The 20253-nt window shown below is 36.9% G+C and carries 21 protein-coding genes; 15 read left to right on the top strand and 6 right to left on the bottom strand.

The annotated features are described in order from the left end of the window. Positions 1–188 precede the first annotated feature (188 nt). From murG to bcp, 4 genes are read left to right on the top strand one after another with little or no spacing between them, the layout of a single operon-like run. Positions 189–1217 carry an undecaprenyldiphospho-muramoylpentapeptide beta-N-acetylglucosaminyltransferase gene (murG, locus tag FJR03_RS01760; protein WP_193113954.1) on the top strand — a complete coding sequence of 343 codons (1029 nt, stop codon included), beginning with the start codon at positions 189–191 and terminating at the stop codon, positions 1215–1217. Then, positions 1210–1809, top strand: coding sequence for a DedA family protein (locus FJR03_RS01765; RefSeq protein WP_193113955.1), 600 nt, complete (start codon positions 1210–1212; stop codon positions 1807–1809). Before murG ends, FJR03_RS01765 begins: the two co-directional genes overlap by 8 nt. Position 1810: 1 nt before the next feature. After that, positions 1811–2287 carry a DUF420 domain-containing protein gene (locus FJR03_RS01770; RefSeq protein ID WP_193113956.1) on the top strand — a complete coding sequence of 159 codons (477 nt, stop codon included), beginning with the start codon at positions 1811–1813 and terminating at the stop codon, positions 2285–2287. Between the two features lie 20 nt (positions 2288–2307). Continuing rightward, complete coding sequence (gene bcp / locus FJR03_RS01775) at positions 2308–2775, top strand: thioredoxin-dependent thiol peroxidase (RefSeq protein WP_193113957.1); 468 nt, start codon at positions 2308–2310, stop codon at positions 2773–2775. A 102-nt stretch (positions 2776–2877) separates the two neighbouring features. Here the strand turns inward: bcp and FJR03_RS01780 are convergent, their stop codons facing one another. Then, entirely contained in the window at positions 2878–4545 is a 1668-nt protein-coding gene (locus tag FJR03_RS01780; protein ID WP_193113958.1) for a DUF3373 family protein, read from the bottom strand. Between the two features lie 313 nt (positions 4546–4858). Between FJR03_RS01780 and rpsB the strand changes: the two genes are divergently transcribed. From rpsB to argS, 9 genes are all read left to right on the top strand, one after another. Beyond that, positions 4859–5623, top strand: a complete 765-nt coding sequence (gene rpsB / locus FJR03_RS01785) for a 30S ribosomal protein S2 (RefSeq protein WP_193113959.1) — start codon at positions 4859–4861, stop codon at positions 5621–5623. 2 nt (positions 5624–5625) lie between these two features. Then, complete coding sequence (gene tsf / locus FJR03_RS01790; protein WP_193113960.1) at positions 5626–6681, top strand: translation elongation factor Ts; 1056 nt, start codon at positions 5626–5628, stop codon at positions 6679–6681. A 98-nt stretch (positions 6682–6779) separates the two neighbouring features. Beyond that, positions 6780–7997 (top strand): NAD(P)/FAD-dependent oxidoreductase, encoded by a 1218-nt coding sequence (locus tag FJR03_RS01795; RefSeq protein WP_193113961.1) that lies wholly within the window; start codon positions 6780–6782, stop codon positions 7995–7997. Positions 7998–8025: 28 nt separating this feature from the next. Beyond that, positions 8026–8670, top strand: coding sequence for an ABC transporter ATP-binding protein (locus FJR03_RS01800; protein WP_193113962.1), 645 nt, complete (start codon positions 8026–8028; stop codon positions 8668–8670). 1 nt (position 8671) lies between these two features. Beyond that, the gene (gene fliR, locus FJR03_RS01805; protein ID WP_193113963.1) at positions 8672–9436 is read left to right on the top strand and encodes a flagellar biosynthetic protein FliR; all 765 of its coding nucleotides are present in this window, start codon (positions 8672–8674) and stop codon (positions 9434–9436) included. 69 nt (positions 9437–9505) lie between these two features. Beyond that, the gene (locus FJR03_RS01810; protein ID WP_193113964.1) at positions 9506–11452 is read left to right on the top strand and encodes a hypothetical protein; all 1947 of its coding nucleotides are present in this window, start codon (positions 9506–9508) and stop codon (positions 11450–11452) included. Beyond that, entirely contained in the window at positions 11449–12069 is a 621-nt protein-coding gene (gmk, locus tag FJR03_RS01815) for a guanylate kinase (protein WP_193113965.1), read from the top strand. Before FJR03_RS01810 ends, gmk begins: the two co-directional genes overlap by 4 nt. 87 nt (positions 12070–12156) lie before the next feature. Further along, a complete protein-coding gene (locus tag FJR03_RS01820) occupies positions 12157–12399 on the top strand; it encodes a Sec-independent protein translocase subunit TatA/TatB (protein WP_193113966.1) in 243 nt (80 codons plus the stop codon). 5 nt (positions 12400–12404) lie between these two features. Then, positions 12405–14000, top strand: a complete 1596-nt coding sequence (gene argS, locus FJR03_RS01825; protein ID WP_193113967.1) for an arginine--tRNA ligase — start codon at positions 12405–12407, stop codon at positions 13998–14000. On the opposite strand, the gene FJR03_RS01830 is transcribed toward argS, so the two are convergent. Next, complete coding sequence (locus FJR03_RS01830; RefSeq protein WP_193113968.1) at positions 13997–14677, bottom strand: L,D-transpeptidase family protein; 681 nt, start codon at positions 14675–14677, stop codon at positions 13997–13999. The genes argS and FJR03_RS01830 overlap by 4 nt on opposite strands. A gap of 48 nt (positions 14678–14725) precedes the next feature. Between FJR03_RS01830 and FJR03_RS01835 the strand changes: the two genes are divergently transcribed. Further along, positions 14726–15352, top strand: coding sequence for an acyl-CoA acyltransferase (locus FJR03_RS01835; protein ID WP_226962148.1), 627 nt, complete (start codon positions 14726–14728; stop codon positions 15350–15352). A gap of 65 nt (positions 15353–15417) precedes the next feature. Here the strand turns inward: FJR03_RS01835 and FJR03_RS11585 are convergent, their stop codons facing one another. Next, positions 15418–15591: a hypothetical protein gene (locus tag FJR03_RS11585; protein WP_226962149.1), complete on the bottom strand. Its 174-nt coding sequence runs from the start codon at positions 15589–15591 to the stop codon at positions 15418–15420. A gap of 1 nt (position 15592) precedes the next feature. Between FJR03_RS11585 and FJR03_RS01840 the strand changes: the two genes are divergently transcribed. Then, positions 15593–16729, top strand: coding sequence for a Na+/H+ antiporter NhaC family protein (locus FJR03_RS01840; RefSeq protein ID WP_226962150.1), 1137 nt, complete (start codon positions 15593–15595; stop codon positions 16727–16729). Here FJR03_RS01840 and FJR03_RS01845 read toward each other — a convergent pair. From FJR03_RS01845 to FJR03_RS01855, 3 genes are read right to left on the bottom strand one after another with little or no spacing between them, the layout of a single operon-like run. Further along, complete coding sequence (locus FJR03_RS01845) at positions 16724–18163, bottom strand: hypothetical protein (protein WP_193113969.1); 1440 nt, start codon at positions 18161–18163, stop codon at positions 16724–16726. The genes FJR03_RS01840 and FJR03_RS01845 overlap by 6 nt on opposite strands. 1 nt (position 18164) lies before the next feature. After that, complete coding sequence (locus FJR03_RS01850; RefSeq protein WP_193113970.1) at positions 18165–18905, bottom strand: 3'-5' exonuclease; 741 nt, start codon at positions 18903–18905, stop codon at positions 18165–18167. A gap of 10 nt (positions 18906–18915) precedes the next feature. Continuing rightward, the gene (locus FJR03_RS01855; RefSeq protein ID WP_193113971.1) at positions 18916–20244 is read right to left on the bottom strand and encodes a DUF4139 domain-containing protein; all 1329 of its coding nucleotides are present in this window, start codon (positions 20242–20244) and stop codon (positions 18916–18918) included. Positions 20245–20253: the final 9 nt, after the last annotated feature.

The following is a 20253-nucleotide window of genomic DNA, read 5'->3' on the forward strand; positions in this document are numbered from 1 at the left end:
TAGCTACGGTGATGGAAATTTTTGTGCAAGGTTGATTTTTTTTAACCCTCCCTTCGGGTAAGTTATACAAGCGTATACTCTGTGTTAGATAACCTTCAGCATAGCTCACTATGCTAAAGAACATCTGCCTTGATTATAAACTTGTATAATTTACTGAAGAAAATTCAGAGGTTGTGATAGAGGTCTATATGAAAATTTGTATAACAGGTGGTGGAACAGGCGGTCACTTAATGGTAGCCGAGGCTTTGGTTGAAGCTGTTGTAAATGATGGAGATGAAGCGATATTTATCGGTTCAAACAAAGGTCAGGACCAAAAGTATTTCGGTGAGCATAGTGAGTTTTCACATGTCTACTTTTTGGAAACTACGGGTGTTGTCAACCAAAGAGGTTTGGGAAAAATAAAAGCACTCTATAAAGTGTTCAAAGCTTTTTTAGAGGCAAGAAAGATTTTAAAAGAACACAAAATAGAAGCGACTTACAGTGTCGGCGGTTTTTCTGCAGCAGCGGCATCTTTTGCGACACTCTCTTTATTTAAACCCCTTTTCATTCATGAACAAAATGCAAAAACAGGACGACTCAATGGGCTTTTAAAACCATTTGCCAAACGTTTTATCTCTGGATATGAGAAAGATTCCAAGATTCAGGGGTATCCGGTTAAAGAGGTTTTTGTAAAAACTGCACGAGTGAGAACGGAGTTAAATACGATCATATTTTTAGGCGGCAGTCACGGGGCACGCGCTATTAACGATCTAGCACTCAGTGTAGCCTGGAAATTAAAAAAACAAGGGATTAAAATTATTCATCAAGCAGGGGAGAGTGACTTGCAAAGGGTGGAGGAAGAGTATAAAAAACTAGGCATTGACGATGTTGAACTCTATGGCTTTACAAAAGAGCTCCCAACATTAATCGAAAAGGCAGATATGGCGGTAAGCCGTGCGGGAGCTTCAACACTTTGGGAGTTAAGTACAAATGGATGTCCAGCTTTTTACATCCCGTACCCATATGCAGCTGGTGATCATCAGTACTATAATGCAAAGTTTATTGTAGATAATGATTTGGGCTGGTGTGAGCGAGAGGGTGAAGAGTTGCAATCAAAACTGCTTCATGCAATCAAAGAGAGTGCACTCGCTACTAAAAGTGAAAAGCTTTTGGAATATAATCAAAAAAATGTAGCGACCACAATGATCACAGAGGTGAGGGATCTGCTCAATGCTTAAGGATTTAGCACAGTTTTTAGTTGATCAGATATTTGAGTTTGGATATCCGGGAATATTTATACTGATGGCTATTGAATCAAGTTTTATCCCGTTTCCTAGTGAGATAGTTCTTGTCCCTGCAGGATATTTGGCATCTCAAGAGAAGATGAATATAGTTTTAATAGCTTTGAGTGCCGTTGGTGGTTCTATGGTTGGAGCGTTTATTAACTACTATCTTGCATATTTTGTAGGGCGTAAGTTTTTAAATAAATATGGAAAGTACTTTTTTATCTCTAAAGAGGTACTTGCTAAAATGGACAGCTTCTTTACAAAGCATGGAGCAATATCAACTTTTACCGGAAGACTTATTCCCGGTATTCGTCAGCTTATCTCGATCCCTGCCGGTTTAGCGCATATGGATATAGTAAAGTTTTCAATATATACGGCTTTAGGTGCTGGACTATGGTCACTTGTTCTGATATTTTTAGGGTACTTCATAGGTGAAAATCAAGAGTTGATAGATCAGTATTTAAAACAAATAACTTTCTCTATAGTTATTTTAGTTATAATATTTGCTTTCATATATTATAAAATCAAAATAAAAAAGGTTTAAAATGGAGTATATGTTTTCGAGTGGTTTTTTTGGTACTAGAGCACCACTTTTTATGGATGTTGTTACATTAATAGTAGCGGTTTTACCGTTATTGATTTTTGGTGGAATCATGTTTGCAAAAAAAGGTAATTATAAAATGCATGCTTTTGCACAAAACTTGATCTATGTGGTTTCTGTTATCGTTGTGATTTATTTTGAATACGGTGTACGTATAGGAGGTGGGTTCGCCACTTTTGCATCTGATACGGAAGTAAATTATACCTATGCACTTTTTGTATTAGTTTTTCATATTGCAATTGCAGTGGCTACATTTTTTTACTGGACACTTACAATCATTAAAGCAAATAAATGGTTTAAAGCAGATGTTATACCTGGAGAGATGTCAAAAACTCATAAACTGATGGCGATTAAAAGTTTTGTAGGTATTATCTTTACATCTATGACAGGTATCTGGGTGTATATATCACTATTTATATAAAAATTTTAAAGGAGAAATGAATGATAGAAGTTGGCGCAGCTGCACCGGAGTTTTGTTTACCAAATCAAGATGATGTGGAGATCTGTTTACGTGATCTCAAAGGAAAATGGATAGTTCTTTATTTTTATCCAAAGGATTCAACTCCGGGTTGTACGACTGAAGCGTGTGAGTTTACGGAAGCTATGCCGGAATTTGGTAATATGGATGCTATTATTTTAGGTGTGAGTGCAGACTCTACAAAAAGACATCGTAACTTTATAGAAAAACAAAACCTTAGCATTACACTACTAAGTGATGAATCAACTGATATGATGCAAGAGTACGGTGTATGGCAACTAAAGAAAAATTACGGTCGTGAATATATGGGGATAGTTCGTTCAACGCTTATTATCGATCCTCAAGGTGTAGTTCAAGCTGTTTGGGAAAAAGTTCGTGTAAAAGGTCATGTTGAAGCTGTAAAAGAGAAGCTTGCGGAGTTGCAAGGCTAATTCATTTGGCTTGATGCATGGACTGTTTTTACAGAATAGGAAGCTCAAAATAGAGCCAAAAGTAGTTCCACTTGAAAAAGTGGAACAATACCTAATTAAATATTAGAATTTATATCTTAGATAAAAACGAATATCCTGCGCATTTTTAACTATATTTCCGAGCATATCTTGTGCAGTCGTATTTCCTGCATTCGCAGCTGTTTCTATGTCAGAAATTTTCATTGCTGCACCAGTTGAATCTCCAAAGAATCCATTACTTCCTGTAAAGTCGTAATCTATATACGTATAGCGGATCTGCATAGATAAAATATCTTCTACAAGGTATTCTGTAAAATAAGCTTCATATGCATTACCGCGTGCAGCCATTTTTGAACCTATATTTGTATCTTCTGCATAAGTAATACTTCTCCAGTATTTCGTACCATGGTTAAATTCTAATCCCCATCTTCCATCTTCTGTGATAAGTGAAGGGAATTGTGTACCGATCCAGTATGAATAACCTGTTTTTGATTCTCCGGCAGTTGTTTGTTGTCCATCCAGTGTCCATTCCGAATAAAGCATTCTAGCATCTGCTTTTGGATCAGTTTTACTCATAGCACCACTTACGAAGAAAGTAGTTTCATCTAAAAAGTCACTGATACCATCTCCTATACCGTTAATCATAAAGCTTGCTGTAGCACTATACATCCCCCCTACAGTTTCCATACCGTAAAATTGATTTGTAGCAGTGTTTATATCGGCTCCGATTAAATTGTTTGCATAATAAAGCTGAGTATCTAAAGTATACTGACCGTCACTGTAAGCTCTAAAAATAAATCCAGCAAGATCAATATCTGCAAGATCACCTTCAGTCGTTGCATATGGAACTGAAGTTTGAATAGTACTTGTGTTCATATCCATTGCAAAGAATTTTGGAGCTGCATTTGTACCGCCGCGACCTGCACAGAACTTAACATACATACCGTTAACTCCAGTCAGGTTTTCAAGCTTAAATAGAGAACTTAAACCATCAAACTCAACATTAATTGAATGTCCTTGAGGCGATGCTGCATGATCATCATCTCTTAGGTTAATAAGGTGTCCGTTTGTTGATGGACGACGACCTATACTAAATGTCCATGGGATATCAGTTCCAACAAATGTTGAGTTTTTGTATAGAAAGTATGCATTTTTTACACGGAGAGTATCATCATAAGCATTCTCATTCGTAATCCAGTCAAATGTTTCAAACGGAGTCATATTAGCTCCTGAACCACTTCTGTGTCCAAATGCTTTATTATATGCTAGTTGCCCATGAAAACTGATTTGGTGAGTTGCTGCCCAGTCCATATTTAACCAGAATCTATTTGTCATGAAAGCATCATTTTGATATTTATCTCCATTTGCCATTTCATAATCTAGATTTTCTAATGCAAATCTGTAATCAACACCAAATTTTAAATGGTTACCACTTGTAGCTTTATTGATCTCTGTAATGCTTTCATCTAGCTCTTCAAATGCTTCGATAACATCAAAATCTTCTTCCTCGTCAGAATCCTCTTCGTTATCTGTTTCTTCATCAGAGTCAGCATCTTCACTTTCGTCTTCGTCATCTGATTTTTTAGATGTAACTGATATAGACTTTTTTGCTCTTAATTCTTCTAGCTCTTTTTGCATTTTTTGCATTTTAGCTTCCATTGCTTCGAAGCGATCGTACATTGTGTCAGCTGATAAATTACTCCCTAGTATCGTAGCTGAAGCGACCAATGATAATAATAAAGGCTTATTCATCTCTTCCCTTTTCGTATTACATTTATTAATACTTTCTGCATTAATTCCGTTACTATACATTAATCTATATAAATCTTTTTTTAAACTATGTGATAAAAATATAATATCTAAATCCTATGTAAAAGAAAGCTTAAATTAAACATAGTTTCAGTATAATTCGCCGATTTTTCTTCCGCAAGGCTAGAAAATATTAACAGGCTAATGTCAAAAAGTTAGTGCGACCTCTTCAGATTATAAGAGTCATCGTTCGACATTTTCCAAAGCTAACTAACATTATTTCTGGCTCAAAAATGTAGCCTTTAAAGGACCTTATATGGTAACTATGAAAGACCTATTAGAATGTGGTGTACACTTCGGTCACCAAACTCGTCGTTGGAATCCAAAAATGAAAAAATTCATTTTCGGTGTTCGTAAAAATATCTATATCCTAGATTTACAAAAAACTTTACGTTACTTCCGTAACACTTACCAAATCGTATTAGATGCTGCTGCAGAAGGTAAAACAGTACTTTTCGTTGGTACAAAGAAACAAGCTCGTAACTCTGTAAGAGAAGCTGCTCTTTCTTGTGGTATGCCATACGTAGATAACAGATGGTTAGGTGGTATGCTTACTAACTTCCCAACTATTCAAAAATCTATCCGTAAACTTGACGTAATTACTGAGATGCAAGAAAACGGTCAAATTGATCTTTTAACTAAAAAAGAAGCATTAATGCTTTCTAGAACTAAAGATAAACTTGAAATGTACTTCGGTGGTATTCGTGATATGAAAAAACTACCAGATATGCTTTTCATTATCGATGCTGCTAAAGAGCACACTGCAGTTTTAGAAGCAAGACGTCTTGGTATTCCAGTTGTAGCTCCACTAGATACAAACTGTGATCCAGATCTTATCACTTACCCAATCCCAGGTAATGATGATGCTATCCGTTCTATTCAACTTTTCTGTCGTGAGATGGCTGCAGCTATCAACGAAGGTAAAGCTTTAGCAGAAGGTGGTGCAGATAACTCTAACGAGGAAGCATCTGAAGAAGCTGCAACTGAAGAAGCAGCAGTAGAAACTACAGAGGAAGCATAATTATGGCAGCAATTACAGCAGCAATGGTTAAGGAGCTCAGAACTGCAACTGACGCTCCAATGATGGATTGTAAAAAAGTTTTAGTTGAAGCTGACGGAGATATCGAAAAAGCAAAAGAGCTTTTAAAAGAAAGAGGTATCGCTAAAGCTGCTAAGAAAGCTGATAGAGTTGCAGCAGAAGGTCTTGTAGGTCTTAAAATTGCTGATGACTGTTCTAAAGCTACAGTTGTTGAAATTAACTCTGAAACTGACTTCGTTGCTCAAAATGAAGGTTTCAAAGATTTAGTTCTTAAAACAACTGAAGAAGTTTTCAACACTAATCCAACTGATGTTGAAGGTGTAATGGGTACTGAATTCGGTACTTACTTCACTGAAAGCGTTGCAAAAATCGGTGAAAAAATTGAACTTCGCCGTTTCGGTAGTTTAGAAGCTGAAGATGATACTGTTGCAATGAATGCTTATGTTCACTCTAACAACAGAATCGCTGTAATCGTAAAAGCTAAATGTGACTCTGCAAAAACTGCTGAAGGTATGAAAGATGTACTTAAGCAAGTTGCAATGCACGCATCTGCTATGAAACCACAAGTTTTAAGCTACAAAGATTTCTCTACTGAATTCGTTGAGTCTGAAACTAAAGGTCGTATCGAAGCTATTAAAAAAGAGAACGAAGAGTTAGCACGTTTAGGTAAAACACTTAAAAATGTTCCATCATTCGTATCTATGGTTCAATTAACTGACGAGATCATGAAAAAAGCTGAAGAAGATATCAAAGCTGATCTTGCGGCTCAAGGGAAACCTGAAAAAATCTGGGACAAAATCATCCCTGGTTCGTTAGCTCGTTTTGTTGATGACAACACTACTTTAGATAAAGAGCAAGCTTTACTTGACCAAACTTACGTACTTGACGATAAGAAAACAGTAGCAGAGGCTGTTGAGGCTGCTGCTAAAGCTCTTGGCGGAACTGCTGAGATCGTTGACTTTATCCGTCTTGAAGTGGGTGAAGGTATCGAGAAAGCTGAAGATGACTTCGCAGCTGAAGTAGCTGCACAAATGGCTTAATGCCTTTTTGAGCTAAGGGTGTTTATCCCTTAGCCATCCCCTTTACTACACATTAATTTTCCTTATATAAATTCCTTTTAACATGCTATAATCTTTTTATGCAAAAAGATCAAAAAAATAAAATCGTGATCATTGGCGGTGGATATGCCGGACTCAATGCACTAAAAAAACTCGCTAAAGATCAAAACAACGAGATTGTACTTATTGATAAAAAAGCGTATCACTTTATGCAGACAGATGTATATGACCTGATAGCGAACGAACACGATTTTGCCCAAGTGAGTGTTGATCTTTTTACTTACTGTACAGGGTTTGATCACAACGTTACTTTTTTAAAAGAAGAGATAAAGAGCGTTGACTTTAAAAACAAAAAAGTTATCTCTGAACGAAAAAGAATAACCTATGACTATCTCATAATAGCAGTAGGTGCTAGAACAAAGTTTTTCTCAAATATTGAAGGTTTAAGAGAGTATGCCTACGGTGTAAAGGCACTTCATAGGGCTATGTATTTTAAACAAAAGTTTGAGATGAGTCTTTTTCAAAAGATCGATCAAGAAGGAACATACTGTAAACCTTTAAATATCGTGATCGCAGGTGGGGGGTTAAGCGGTGTTGAGATCTCTGCACAGATGGCATCTTTTGCAAAAGAGTTTTATAAAAACAATAATTTTTTATGTAGAAAACTCAATATTGTACTGGTAAATTCTTCAGAGTTTGTTTTAAAGAACTTGGATGATAAGCTTGTGAAATATTCAGAAAAGCATCTAAAAAAGCTCGATGTGACAATTAAGAGAAATGCAAAAGTTCAGAGTTTAACGCCAACTAGGGTAACCCTTAGTAACGGAGAAGAGCTTGAGATGGATTTTATGATCTTTGCAGGGGGAATAGAGCCAAACGGATTAGTATTTAACTTAGAGTTATCGAAAAATCAACAGGGTTATTTAGAAACCAATGAGTATCTTCAAAGTGTTAATCATGAAGATGTTTTTGTTGTCGGGGACTGTACGACAATTTATGATAAAAATAAAAAACGTTTACCCCCTACTGCTGATATTGCAGAACAGATGGGTAGATGTGCTGCTAATAATATTACAAGACTTATATACAAACAAAAATTGAAAAAACACATGGTACGCCAAAGAGGGATACTCATTGCTTTAGGAAGACGATATGCATGTGGAAAAGTTTTTGGTTTATATCTAAACGGTTTTAGTGCATACCTTATGAAAAAAGCTATTGAAAAACTTTATCTATTTAAACTGAATAAGCAATCGAAAAAGGGTTGTAAAAAGATATTTTGTACCCTACAAGATTAATTTAGTAACTTTTCACTATAATCTTTTTATGGAAATTTTAGAAGCAAACAACCTTTCACACTCATTTGATTACAAGTTATTTGATGATGTTTCATTCTCTTTAAATAAAAAAGAACGCATAGCTATTATCGGAATGAGCGGAAGCGGAAAGTCGACACTTTTACATATCATCTCATCACTCTTAAAACCTCAAAGCGGCAGTGTAAAACTTTTTGGAGAAGATATCTATAATCTCAATAAAAGTAAACTCGCAGAGATTAAAAGAGATAAAATCGGGCTTGTATTTCAGTCCCATTATCTTTTTCGCGGTTTTTCTGCATATGAAAATTTAGAGGTAGCCGAGATACTATCGCAGCAGCCGATTGATGAAGAGTTGTTAAAAAGACTCGATATTGAGCATTGTATAAAACAGAAGGTTACGGAACTCTCAGGCGGTCAGCAACAACGTGTATCTATCGCAAGGGTTTTGACAAAAAAACCGGAAATAATTTTTGCAGATGAACCGACAGGAAATCTGGACAGTAAAACCGCTCATGAAGTTATGGAGCTGTTTTTTGAATATTGTGACAAAAATGATGCAGGTATGGTTCTAGTTACACACGATACAGGTCTTGCACAGCTGTGCGACAAAGTGTACAGACTCGAAGATAAAGAGTTAAAAAGAGAAAAATAGTATGCAATGGGCAGCAATATTTAACGATTATAATGTAGTTGGATTTTTATTACTGTTTTTCCGTTTTGCTGCCCTATTTTTAACAGTACCTATATTTTCTCATCAAAATATCCCTATTACTATTAAGGCTGCTATCGCTTTTTTCTTTACGATAGTATTCTACTCCTCTATGCCACCGTTGCAAATCTCGATCGATATCCCGACTATAGTGTTGGCAATACTGAGTGAATTTATCTTCGGGCTTGCCATTGGAGTTGTTTTACTGCTTGCATATCATGTTATAACGTTTGCAGGTGGTCAGATATCTTATATGATGGGTTTCTCACTAGCAAGTGCTATTGACCCACAAACAGGTGTTTCGATGCCTATTATCTCGCAGTTTTTGTCACTGATCGCTTTAATGGTACTTTTTAGTTTAAATCTTCATCATTGGGTACTTCTGTTTGTTGATGCGTCACTCAAAAGTGTTCCTTTAGGGGGCTTTTTAATGAGTGAAGATTTTTTTAACTATACACTCCATGCTACTTCAAATATGTTTTTAGTAGGCTTTATGATAGCCTTCCCGATTATTGCTTTATCTTGGCTGGCAGATGTGATCTTCGGAATGCTTATGAAGACGATGCCACAGTTCAACTTACTTGTTATCGGTTTCCCGATAAAGATCATGGTTGCATTTGTTGTTCTTATAGCAACAATCACAGCAACAATGTTGATCGTAAAAGGGCAGATGCAAGAGGCTTTTAACACCTTAGAGATGTTTTTTTAGTTTTTTTTGATACAATACAGTGATTATTGATTTTGATATAATCAGAGAATATTGTCGAAGGAAAAACAAGTGCAAATCTTACTTTTAAATGATAATCCAGTTGTTACTAAATTAGTTACATTAAGTGCCCAAAAAACATCCGATGAACTTGATGTTGTTGGGAGCATAGATGAGATTGATGAATCTAAAGATTATGATTTACTTGTTGTTGACGATACAAAATATAGCGAAACTCTTCTAGAAGATCTTAACTTTAAAACTACATATGTTAAATCACTCTATATATTATCACGCGATGCAGAACCAGTAGATGGTTTTACTACGACACTGAAAAAACCGTTTTTACCTACAGACTTAGTAGAACTATTTGCAGTGCTTGGCAAAGAGATTGCAAATATAGATGACGATGACTTAATAGATGATGCAGAAGGTAGTGCTGATAGTGACTTTAAACTGGATGAAGATATAGATCTTGATGATGAATTGCCTGCACTTGAGGGTGACCTTCCTGAACTTGAAGATGAACTTTTAATTCACGAAGATGATACTCTAAGCGGTGAGAGTGTTTTAGATTCTGAAGAGGCACAAAAAGTGAAAGATCTATTGGATGAAGCTGAAGATGATTTTGAACTAGATGATTCATTAGACTTAGATGATTCTCTAGAAGATCTTGATGAGTTGTCGGACGGGGATGAAGAGATAGATGAATTAGAAGGTTCAGAAGAAGATTTTAATCTTGATGACCTTGTAGACGGATTTGCGGAGGAAGAGTCTATCTCAGATGATGAGACAAATCTGGATGAGTTAGAAGATGAACTTTCTTTAGACGAAGAAGAACTTATAGAAGAAACTCCTGAGACTTTAGAAGAGCCAGAAGAATTTGAAGAATTAGGAACTGATCTTGAAGAAGATTTTGAACTTCCTGATGAACTTGAAGGTTTAGAAGAGGAGAGTTCTGCTGAGCAAGAGGATGAAGAGGACTTTGATCTTGATGCATTAGTGAATGAAGTAGCGGCTGACTCTGCTGAAGAGGAGCTCAAAGAAGAGAGTTTAGACGAGCTTGAAGATGAAGATTTTGACCTTGATGAATTAGTAGAAGGTTTTGATGAACTTGAAACAGAAGATGCAAAAGAGGAAGAGGAACTCACTGAAGAAGAGACAATTGATGAACTTGAAGATGAGATGATCGAGGATTTAGCGGAGTTATCTAGTCTTGAAGAAGTGGAGTCTCTAGAGGAAGAGAGTGAAGAGGAGAACTTAGCAGAAGAGTCTGAGTTAGAATCTGAACCTGAAGAGGAGTCAGAAGAAGCTGAACTTCCAGATGAGCTTGAGCTTCCTGATGAACTCGAACTTCCAGAAGAACTCGAACTCCCGGATGAGCTTGAAGGTTTAGAAGAGGTGAGTGCTGCCGAAGAAACTGAAGAGCTAGAAGAGAATTTTGACCTTGAAGCATTAGCAGATGAAGCGACTGAACTTGGTGAAGAAGAGTCTTTAGAAGATGAGATTGAAGAGTTGGAAGAGACTACACTAGAGGGAAGTGAATTTGATGATCTAGAGGATGAGTCTTTTGAAGAAGAGTTAGTTGAGGAGCCGCAATTAGGCGAAGAGTTTGAAGAGAGTTTAGAGAGTGATGAAGATATCTCTGCACAAATCGAAGATGCTGTAAGTCAGTTAACTCCTGAAGAACTAGAGAGTGAGATTGAACTAGATATAGACAGTTTATCCAGTCAAGACCTAAAACTTGCACTTGGTGAAGAGATCGAAGAGATTATCCCTGAAGAAGAGGAAGTTGTAGAGGAACTGCCGCAAGAGAGTTCAGAGGAAGCGGATCTAGGTGAAGATCTAATTGAAGAGGAGTCTGAAGAGGCGAATTCTGAAGAAGAAGTTTCTGAAGATGAGAACGATGGTGTTGAAGCACTCAAAGCACTTCTAAAAGCTCTAACGGATAAAGATGTAGCAGCTTCGATGAAGGGGATGAAAATCAATATAAATATAACATTAGGTGAGGGTAAATGAGTAGTATAAACGGTGCGGTATTAGTACTTTCAGGACCAAGCGGTGCTGGAAAAAGTTCTTTAATCAATGAGATATTTGATGAGTTGGGAAATTGTTATTTTTCAATTTCAACTACTACACGTCCAATGAGAGAAGGGGAAGAGGATGGTGTTCATTACCATTTCGTAGATGAAGAGGAGTTCAAAAAAGATATCGAAGATGATAACTTTTTAGAGTATGCAATAGTGCACGGAAACTACTACGGAACTTCTATGAAACCTGTAAAACAAGCACTCTCAGAAGGGAAACTGGTTATTTTCGATATAGATGTACAGGGAAATACTGCAGTGAATAACCGTCTAGGTGATATCACTACATCTGTATTTATCACACCGCCGACTCTTAGTGAACTTGAAAAAAGACTTCGTAACCGTTCGACAGATGAAGAGGAAGTGATTGAGCGCCGTATTAAAATGGCAAAAAAAGAGATTCAGCGTGTAAGTGAGTACGAGTATCTTCTAATTAACGATGATCTAAAAGTTGCGGCGGAAAAACTTTTACTGATCGCAAAAACTGCAAGATTTAAACAGGCAAATGAAGAGATTAATGAATTTGTCCAAAAATGGGAAGATATTTAACAGTTCATAATATAATTTGAACTGATAAGAGAAGATAAATAAAAACAGTGATATAATCACGAACTTAAAATTATAAAGGATATTACTATGGGTATGCCAAGTGGAACAGAGCTACTACTGATATTTGGAATTATCGTACTTTTATTTGGAGCTAAAAAAATACCTGATTTAGCTAAAGGTTTAGGAAAAGGTATTAAAAACTTTAAAGACGAGATGAAAGATGTGAACGAAGAAGTAGCATCTAATGAGCCTAAAAAAGTTGAAGGTGACAACACTACTGAAGTAGCATCTAAAACTGAAGAAGCTCCGAAAAACACTACACAAGCGTAACAGCCTTGAAGCAACGTGTATCACAGATACTTCGCGACAAACTTGGTCGTGAAGTTGTTTTAGAAAAACCGCGTGACCGCTCTTTTGGTCATTTTGCAACTCCAATAGCTTTCTCATTAGCAAAAGAACTTAGAAAATCTCCGATGATGATCGCAGAAGATTTAGCGACTTCATTTGAAGAACATGATGAGTTTACTGCAGTAGAATCTGTAAAAGGGTACTTAAACTTCCGTTTGAGTGAAAACTTTTTAGCTGAGTATGCATCTTGGGCACTTGAAAATCCAAGTGAATTCGGAACGCAAGAGAAAAACCAAAAGGTACTTTTAGAGTTTGTATCTGCTAACCCTACGGGTCCTCTACACATTGGACACGCTCGTGGTGCAGTTTACGGTGATACTTTATACCGTCTGGCAAAACACCTTGGTTATGATATTACTGCTGAGTATTATGTAAATGATGCAGGAAATCAGATCGACTTACTTGGTCTTTCTATCCAGCTTTATGCAAGAGAGAACCTTTTAGGTGAAGATGTTGAGTACCCTGAAGCGTATTATCGCGGAGAGTATTTAGAGGGTCTGGCTAACGGTGCCGAAGCAAAATTCGGTCGTGAGATTTTTACGGATGAATCATGTCAAAAAGAGCTTGCAATGTGGGCTAAAGATGAAGTGATGAAGATTATCGTAGCAGATCTTGGCGATACAAACATCAAGTTCGATACTTTTGTATACGAGTCAACACTTTATGATGACTGGGACAGAGTAATGGCTAAGATGGGCGAGGGTGTTTACGATAAAGAGGGGAAAACATGGATCGCTTCAGAAGCTAAAGGTGATGAGAAAGACCGTGTTGTTGTTCGTGAAGACGGACGACCAACTTATCTTGCCGGAGATATTGTGTACCACAACCAAAAATTTGAGCGTGGATATGAGCACTATATTAACATCTGGGGAGCTGATCACCACGGATATATCGCACGTGTAAAATCTGCAATTGAGTACCTTGGGTATGATAGTGAAAAACTTGAAGTACTCCTTTCTCAAATGGTAAGTCTACTTAAAGACGGTGAGCCGTATAAGATGAGTAAACGTGCTGGTAATGTTATTCTTATGAGTGACATCGTTGAAGAGATTGGTGCAGATGCACTAAGATTTATCTTTGCAAGTAAGAAAAGTGATACGGCTTTAGAGTTTGACTTAAGCGAATTCAAAAAGCAAGATAGTTCAAACCCTATCTTTTACATCCAATATGCACATGCTAGAATCAAGACGCTTTTAGAAAAAGCAGAAGTATCGGCTGAAGATATTGCAAATGCTAGTCTGAAAAACTTAGGTGAAAATGCAGATACATTACTTTTTGATGCATTGCTTTTACCTGAGGTGATTGAAGATGCATTTAGTTCTCGTCAGATCCAAAAGCTTCCTGATTATCTAAAAGCACTTGCAGCATCACTTCACAAGTTCTATTACGATGTTCGTATCATCGGAACTGAAGATGAAGCAAAACTTCTTAAACTTCTTTCAGTAGTAGCTCTTAGTATCAAAACTGGTCTAGGACTAATGGGAATCGAAGCAAAAGACAAAATGAGTAAAGAGGAAGATTAATCCTCTTTTAGCTCAGGATAGAGTTTATAAACTTCCTTTAGATACATTTTCGGTACTTGTATAAGTATCGGATTTTTATCCTTATCTAACCACTTTATAACTTTCAACAGATCTTTTTCATTCATTGATGTACAACCGGCAGTTCCGGCATTTTTCGCTTTTTGTATATGGATAAATATACAAGAACCTCTTTTCTTGATCTGCTCATTGTTATGAATAACTACTACACCGTATTTATATTGATTGTCTTTTCGTTTCATATTTTCAAAACTTTTGATTCCCTCTGCCGAGTTCAAAAATCTATTGTAATATTTTGAATCACTCTCATCGACACAGATTAAGTTCTCATCGGCATAGAGATATGATAGATTTAACGAGAGCTCTTTTTCATAACCAAATGCAGAACCAAGTTTAAAAATACCTGCAGGGGCTTTTTTATCCCCCTCCATTTTTATCGGTTCATCACTTTTATGAGGAATTGTGATAATTCCCAGCCCCCAACCCAAACCATTCTTTCCAAGGTTTACATCTATGTTTTTAAAGACTAGTTTATCATCCTCATAAGCCCTAAGCTGTGCCTTTGAAGCATTGAAATCATCGGCAACTACAAGGAGTATTTGAGATGAAGAAAACAGTAGTGAACAGAAACTTAGAGTAATTAAGAAAACTTTTATCATAAAGTATGGTACTATTAGAAAGTTTTGATTTAAATAAAATTGGAAAATATGATGGGTATAACGATAAAACAAGCTACAGCTGATGACGCAAAGTTCTTGGCGCAAATGATATTAAAAAGTTCTCGTGCAGGTAAAAAGACGGGTCTATTCGACTTCTTATTTGAGATGAAACCTGAAGATGAGATCATCGCTAAACTGGAACAACTGACACAAACCGAGTCAAAAAGTCATTGCCATTATAAAAATTTTCTAATTGCCCAGATAGATGGAAAATGTGTAGGAACACTCTGTAGCTATGAACCTAGAATATCCAACAAAGAAACATTTATAAAAGCCCTGCAGGAGATAGGGTGTTGTGAAGATGCAAACAAAATTTTAGAAGCTTTTTACGATTGTAGTTTTGATGTAAGAAAAAGCACGTTAATGTTTGATTTTATGGAGGAGTTAGACGGTTTTGTAGATGTAGGAGTCTTAAAAGCTCTTATGCAAAAGTCACTTCTAACTGCTCGCCTTAAAGGGTATAGAAGAGCACAAACTATCATAGAGATAGGTTCACTCGAAACTGAGATGTTTTACAAAAAACTTGGCTTTATCTTTGTAGAACAAAAAGAGTGTGAAGGGTATAGAGAAACATTCGGGCGTAACGGGATTATGCTTTTTGAGATAGAGTTTTAGGATAGATTCATAGAACCTTCAATTCTCTCAATTATTCCTCCCCTTTTAGCAATTTTTTTAGCACTTTATACAAAAAATGTACTTCTCTCATTATTTGGTGCAATCTTTTTAGGTCTCTTCTTTATATACGATTTTTCTATTTTTGCAACTTTTAGCGGTGTTCTAGAACTCTTCACAACATTACTCTCCAAAGGGTGGATATTAAAAACTTTAGGGTTTGCTATTCTTGTTGGAAGCATTATGGAGATTTTAGAACGCTCTGGTGCGATCGGTTCATTTGTAAAATATATGACGGAAAAGCGTGCATTAGTAAACTCTCCCCGCTCGGCATTAATGATTAGTTACATTATAGGTGTAGTTATATTTATAGAATCCTCTATAACATCACTTATAGCAGGTGCTGTGGGAAAACCTTTGTGTGACAGAGAAAAGGTGAGTCGTGCAAAGCTTGCGTATGTGTGTGATTCAACATCTGCACCGATTAGCTCACTTATACTGTTTAACGGCTGGGGTGCTTTGCTTTTAGGGCTAATTATTACACAAATAGAAAGTGGGATGATAAAGGGTGACAGCGTATCTCTTTTAATCCATGCGGTTGTGTATAACTTCTACTCTATCAGTGCACTGATTGTGACTTTTGTAGTAGTTTGGTTTGGACTTTATACAAAAAGCATGGAAGAGTCACAAGTTTATAGACCAACTAATGCACACTTTTCCATAAGAAGTGCAGGTGCTTGGAGTATGTTGTTACCGATTCTGTTTTTAGTGTTCTCTGTATTTGGTTTTTTATATCTGACGGGTGATGGAGATATCTTAAAAGGGAGCGGTTCAAGCTCTATATTTTATACTACAGTATCGACGATGATATTTATGTTGATCTTGTATGTATTTATTCAAAACATGCCTTTTAAAAACTATCTCAAAGCCTCTTATCTAGGAGGAAAGAAACTTTTTCCGATTGCAATGGTACTTCTTTTTGCATTTGCAATAGGCGAGGTGACCAGTGAGCTCAAAACTGGGTTATATCTTGCTTCATTTGCAAGTGAAAATATCAATATTTCTCTGCTTGCAGGTGTGATCTTTATACTCAGCGGGATTATCGCTTTTTCAACTGGGACAAGCTGGGGGACTTTCTCTATTATGATTCCGATTGCAGTTCCTATGGCTGTAGCACTTGACGGGGATGTAGCTTTGGTTATCGGAGCTGTTATAAGCGGGGGAGTGTTTGGGGATCACTGCTCACCAATCTCAGACACTACGATCATCTCCTCACTTGCGAGCGGATGTGATGTAGTAGAACACGTTAAAACACAACTCCCTTATGCACTTTTGAGTGCTTTGATCGCATTGGTGTTTTTTATACTCTTTTCATTATAAAGAGGTGTATTTACTTCTATACTCTTTCTCGATCAGCGCTTTTAGTTTTTTCGCTTCCGGCGCTTTAGGATAGCGTTTTATGTACTCTCTGTAGAAGTTTATATTCTCTGAGCGTTTTGCTTCTCTGTAGGCCTCTTTTTCCTGAATACGGTTACGTTGCAGTGTAAGAGATTTATAGGCTAAATGTCCCTTTTTAACAGAGAGTTTCACCACAGGGATAAGACGCTCCTCTAAAAGTTTCTCTTTTAAATCTTGAAAGTTTTTTCGTTTTATTTTTAGAGCAATCTTTTTGTGAAAACTGTTTGTAGTTGAGTAGAGAATAGCTTCGAGTTTACCGGTTTTTTTATTGTAACGGATATCTTTGAACTTTGGATCCCCTAAGAGTGTTTTGGCTGTTTGTGTTGTAGAGCCAATGAGTTTATAAAGCTGTGCAAACTTCTCATCGAGAGAGAGTGAGCTATCGTAGACAATAGCATCTGCCTCAGAGCTTTTCTTTCGTACGGGAGTGATAAGTGATATCCCCTGAGCATGAGACAGTTTTTTTATGTAACTGCTTTGGACACCATTGTAGAGCTTTTTGTTTTTCTTGTATCCAAATGCACCGTTTGTACGGTATCCATCCTTTGCTTTGTATGTATAAAGCAGCGGCAAGTTCATCTTGACAATGTTCCCTTTGTTCCAAACAACCTGATAATACTGCTGATACTCTTTAAAAGGGTTGTTTCTTTGTAAATCTTGCAATGTTGGGATATCCCAACTGTTCTTAACCCCGTTAAGAGTTAAGTGTGAGAGTGAATCGTAACTCTGTTTTTGTGAATCACGTTTTGACTGAAGATATAGCACCATAGAGTTATTTTTACTAAAGAGGTAAGAGTTCCCTTTTTCTCTGAAGTTACCGCTATAGATGAGAGTGTTGAATTTAGCTCTGTTTATTTTCGGCCATTTCGATATAACCCCTATTGTTTTAGGGAGATACTCTGTGGGTTTATATTTCTCAACGTAGTCAACGTAAGGAGTAGGGAGTGCCCAGATCAGATCTGTTTTTTTATCGTAGAGTGTGTAGAACTGTTGGTTGTCAAACTTCCAGTTAAAAGTTTGGATGTTAAGTTGTTTGTGCAATTCAACTTTGTAAGTAAGAGGCTTGTCAATTTGTAGCCATTTGGTAAACTTTTGATACCCTTTTTTACTTACCTCGATCAGATAGTTCCCGGCATCGAGTTCTATACCGTCATAGTATTTTGGTTTTATATTTAGGATTTTAACAGTAGCACCTGAAGGTGCTATTACATGGAGTGATGGCTGGAGGGATTTTTTTGTTGTTGGTTGGAGCTCATGTTTTATCGGTTGGTCAACATGTATGACTCTCTCTTCTTTCGTACTGCATCCAGTGAAGAAAGTGAAAAGTAAAATAAAAACAAAAAAGCTCCGTACCATTTTAGTCTCCTAGATATAAATTAATAGAGTATCTCATATCCTCATCAAGATTTTCCATGCTTTTTAGCATCCAGCGAAGATATTGCGGATCTTCAGCGGCTACCTCTTGAAGCATTCTTCCTCTGTATTTTCCAAATCGGAATATTTTTACAAGGATAGGTTCTTTTGTAAGTGCAACCATCTTCTCAACAGGGTTTTCATTTGGAAATTTTGCTTGAACCGCTTTTCTAAGCTCAGTTAAAAAGAGTTTTAAAACTAAAACATCTCCGATCGCATCGTGCGCTTTTACCTCAATGCCCAGAGCATCCGCTTCTTGTTTCTCTTGTTTGTAAAGACCCATTTTGTAGCGGAAGTATTGAAGTCTATGTGCATCTTCATCTTCAAAGATATGTTTAGCTACACGAAGAGTGTCGATCAGTTTCATCTGTAAATTAAAACCCTCTTTTTGAAGCATTCCAATGTCAAAAGGAGCGTTGTGGATGATCATGTAGTTATCGGGAGTATTGAGCTCCAATAGTTTTTGATATGAAGCCATATCCGTACATTTTGGTTTTCCCTCGATCATCTCGGGAGTGATACCGTGAACCTCCATGGCAGGGTATTTGATCTCTATATCGCTTGAACAAAACTCGTTATAAACCTCTATCTCTTTGCCGCCGAGTACTAAATATCCTAACTGAATAATGCGATCGAGTTCATCTGTCCCTGTTGTTTCCGTATCTAATATTATATATTTTGCCATTAAAGTCTCTCTATTTTTTTCTTTCAAATTCTGCTGTAAATGTTTTTGTAGTATTTGCTTGAACCGTAAGGGTAAATGTAACAAAATTTCCCTTAGTATAACTGTATTTTTCCCGTGAAAAAACTTTTGCTCTTTTATCTTTACTAAAAGGAACACGGATTATTACGGTTTTTTGCTTATCTGAACTGTTTGTTACGGCGTATTTGATCTTGGCACTTAGAAGATGTTTTCTCTCTTGTCGCTCGATCAGTGTTTGGAGTACTTTAATGTCAAACTCTTTGCCGATGGCGAGATCTATTTGAGTATTTTTAGGAGTGTGTGAAATTGAACTCTCCCCTAAAAGGATACTCTGTCCCTTTAGTTTTGAGTAAACTCTAACAGTCCCTTTTGGGAGCGGCTGGTTAAGCTCTTGAACAACTACATGCTGAATCACGTCATGTTTTGTTTCCCCTTTTAGGTGTAGCGGATTAAAGAGCCGGGCTACATACTCTTTGTGAAACTTCATATTTTCAAGTGACAAAAACTTGATCTGCGTTTTTTCATTGTTTGCCAGATCAACTTTGAAAGGGACATTGTAGTGGTGGTATCCCTCAAACGACTGGTGTTGTACGCTTGTGTCCATCTCGGCTGCGGCCAAAGTTTTGTAGCGTACGGGTTGAGGCTTGTTTACAAAGTTTACATCACCCGCTATAAACGAGAGTGAAGTGTCGTGAAACGCTTTTCCCGAACGGTTATTGACACTCAGCCAGCCGCTTAAATCTACTGCACTCTTGTGAATGTTGAGAATGTAATTACTAGTGAGTGAAATGTTGGAGATGAGGTACTCTAGCTCAAGAGGAGCTTTTATGTTTTTAGAGCTTTTAACATTCCAGACAAGTGAGGGTTTTGTGATCAGGGTTTTTGGGATATCTTTGAAGATGATATTTTCAACTTTTACGGGGATGATCTGGTTTTGTTTTGTCTTTACCAAAGCGCGTGAGCCTTCTACAGAGAGGAGTGTCGCTTTTTTTGTTTTATCTTTATCTGTTTTAAATGTCACCTCTTTAGCTATGTGGGCATCCAACATTTTTCTAAGGGAGAGTTGATCGTAACGATACTGCTGCGAGTAAAGAGTTACCCCTTTTGGAAGTTTTATGTTGACAGAATCGGTGTTGATGCTGTTTGCAACATTGTCGTAGACGATCAGAGTGTCGTTGCGGTTTAGTTTGAGATCTCTTGCCTCATGTACAAGCGCACGGTTAGAGTTGTAAACAACGAGTGAAGAGTTTGTCGGTTCAGTTGAAAGCGTAGCACCAAAACCCAGAGATGAAAGAAGTAAAAGTGATGTGAGAGTTTTCATAAGAGTACC

This window comes from Sulfurimonas marina (assembly GCF_014905095.1).
GTDB classification, from domain to species: Bacteria; Campylobacterota; Campylobacteria; order Campylobacterales; family Sulfurimonadaceae; genus Sulfurimonas; species Sulfurimonas marina.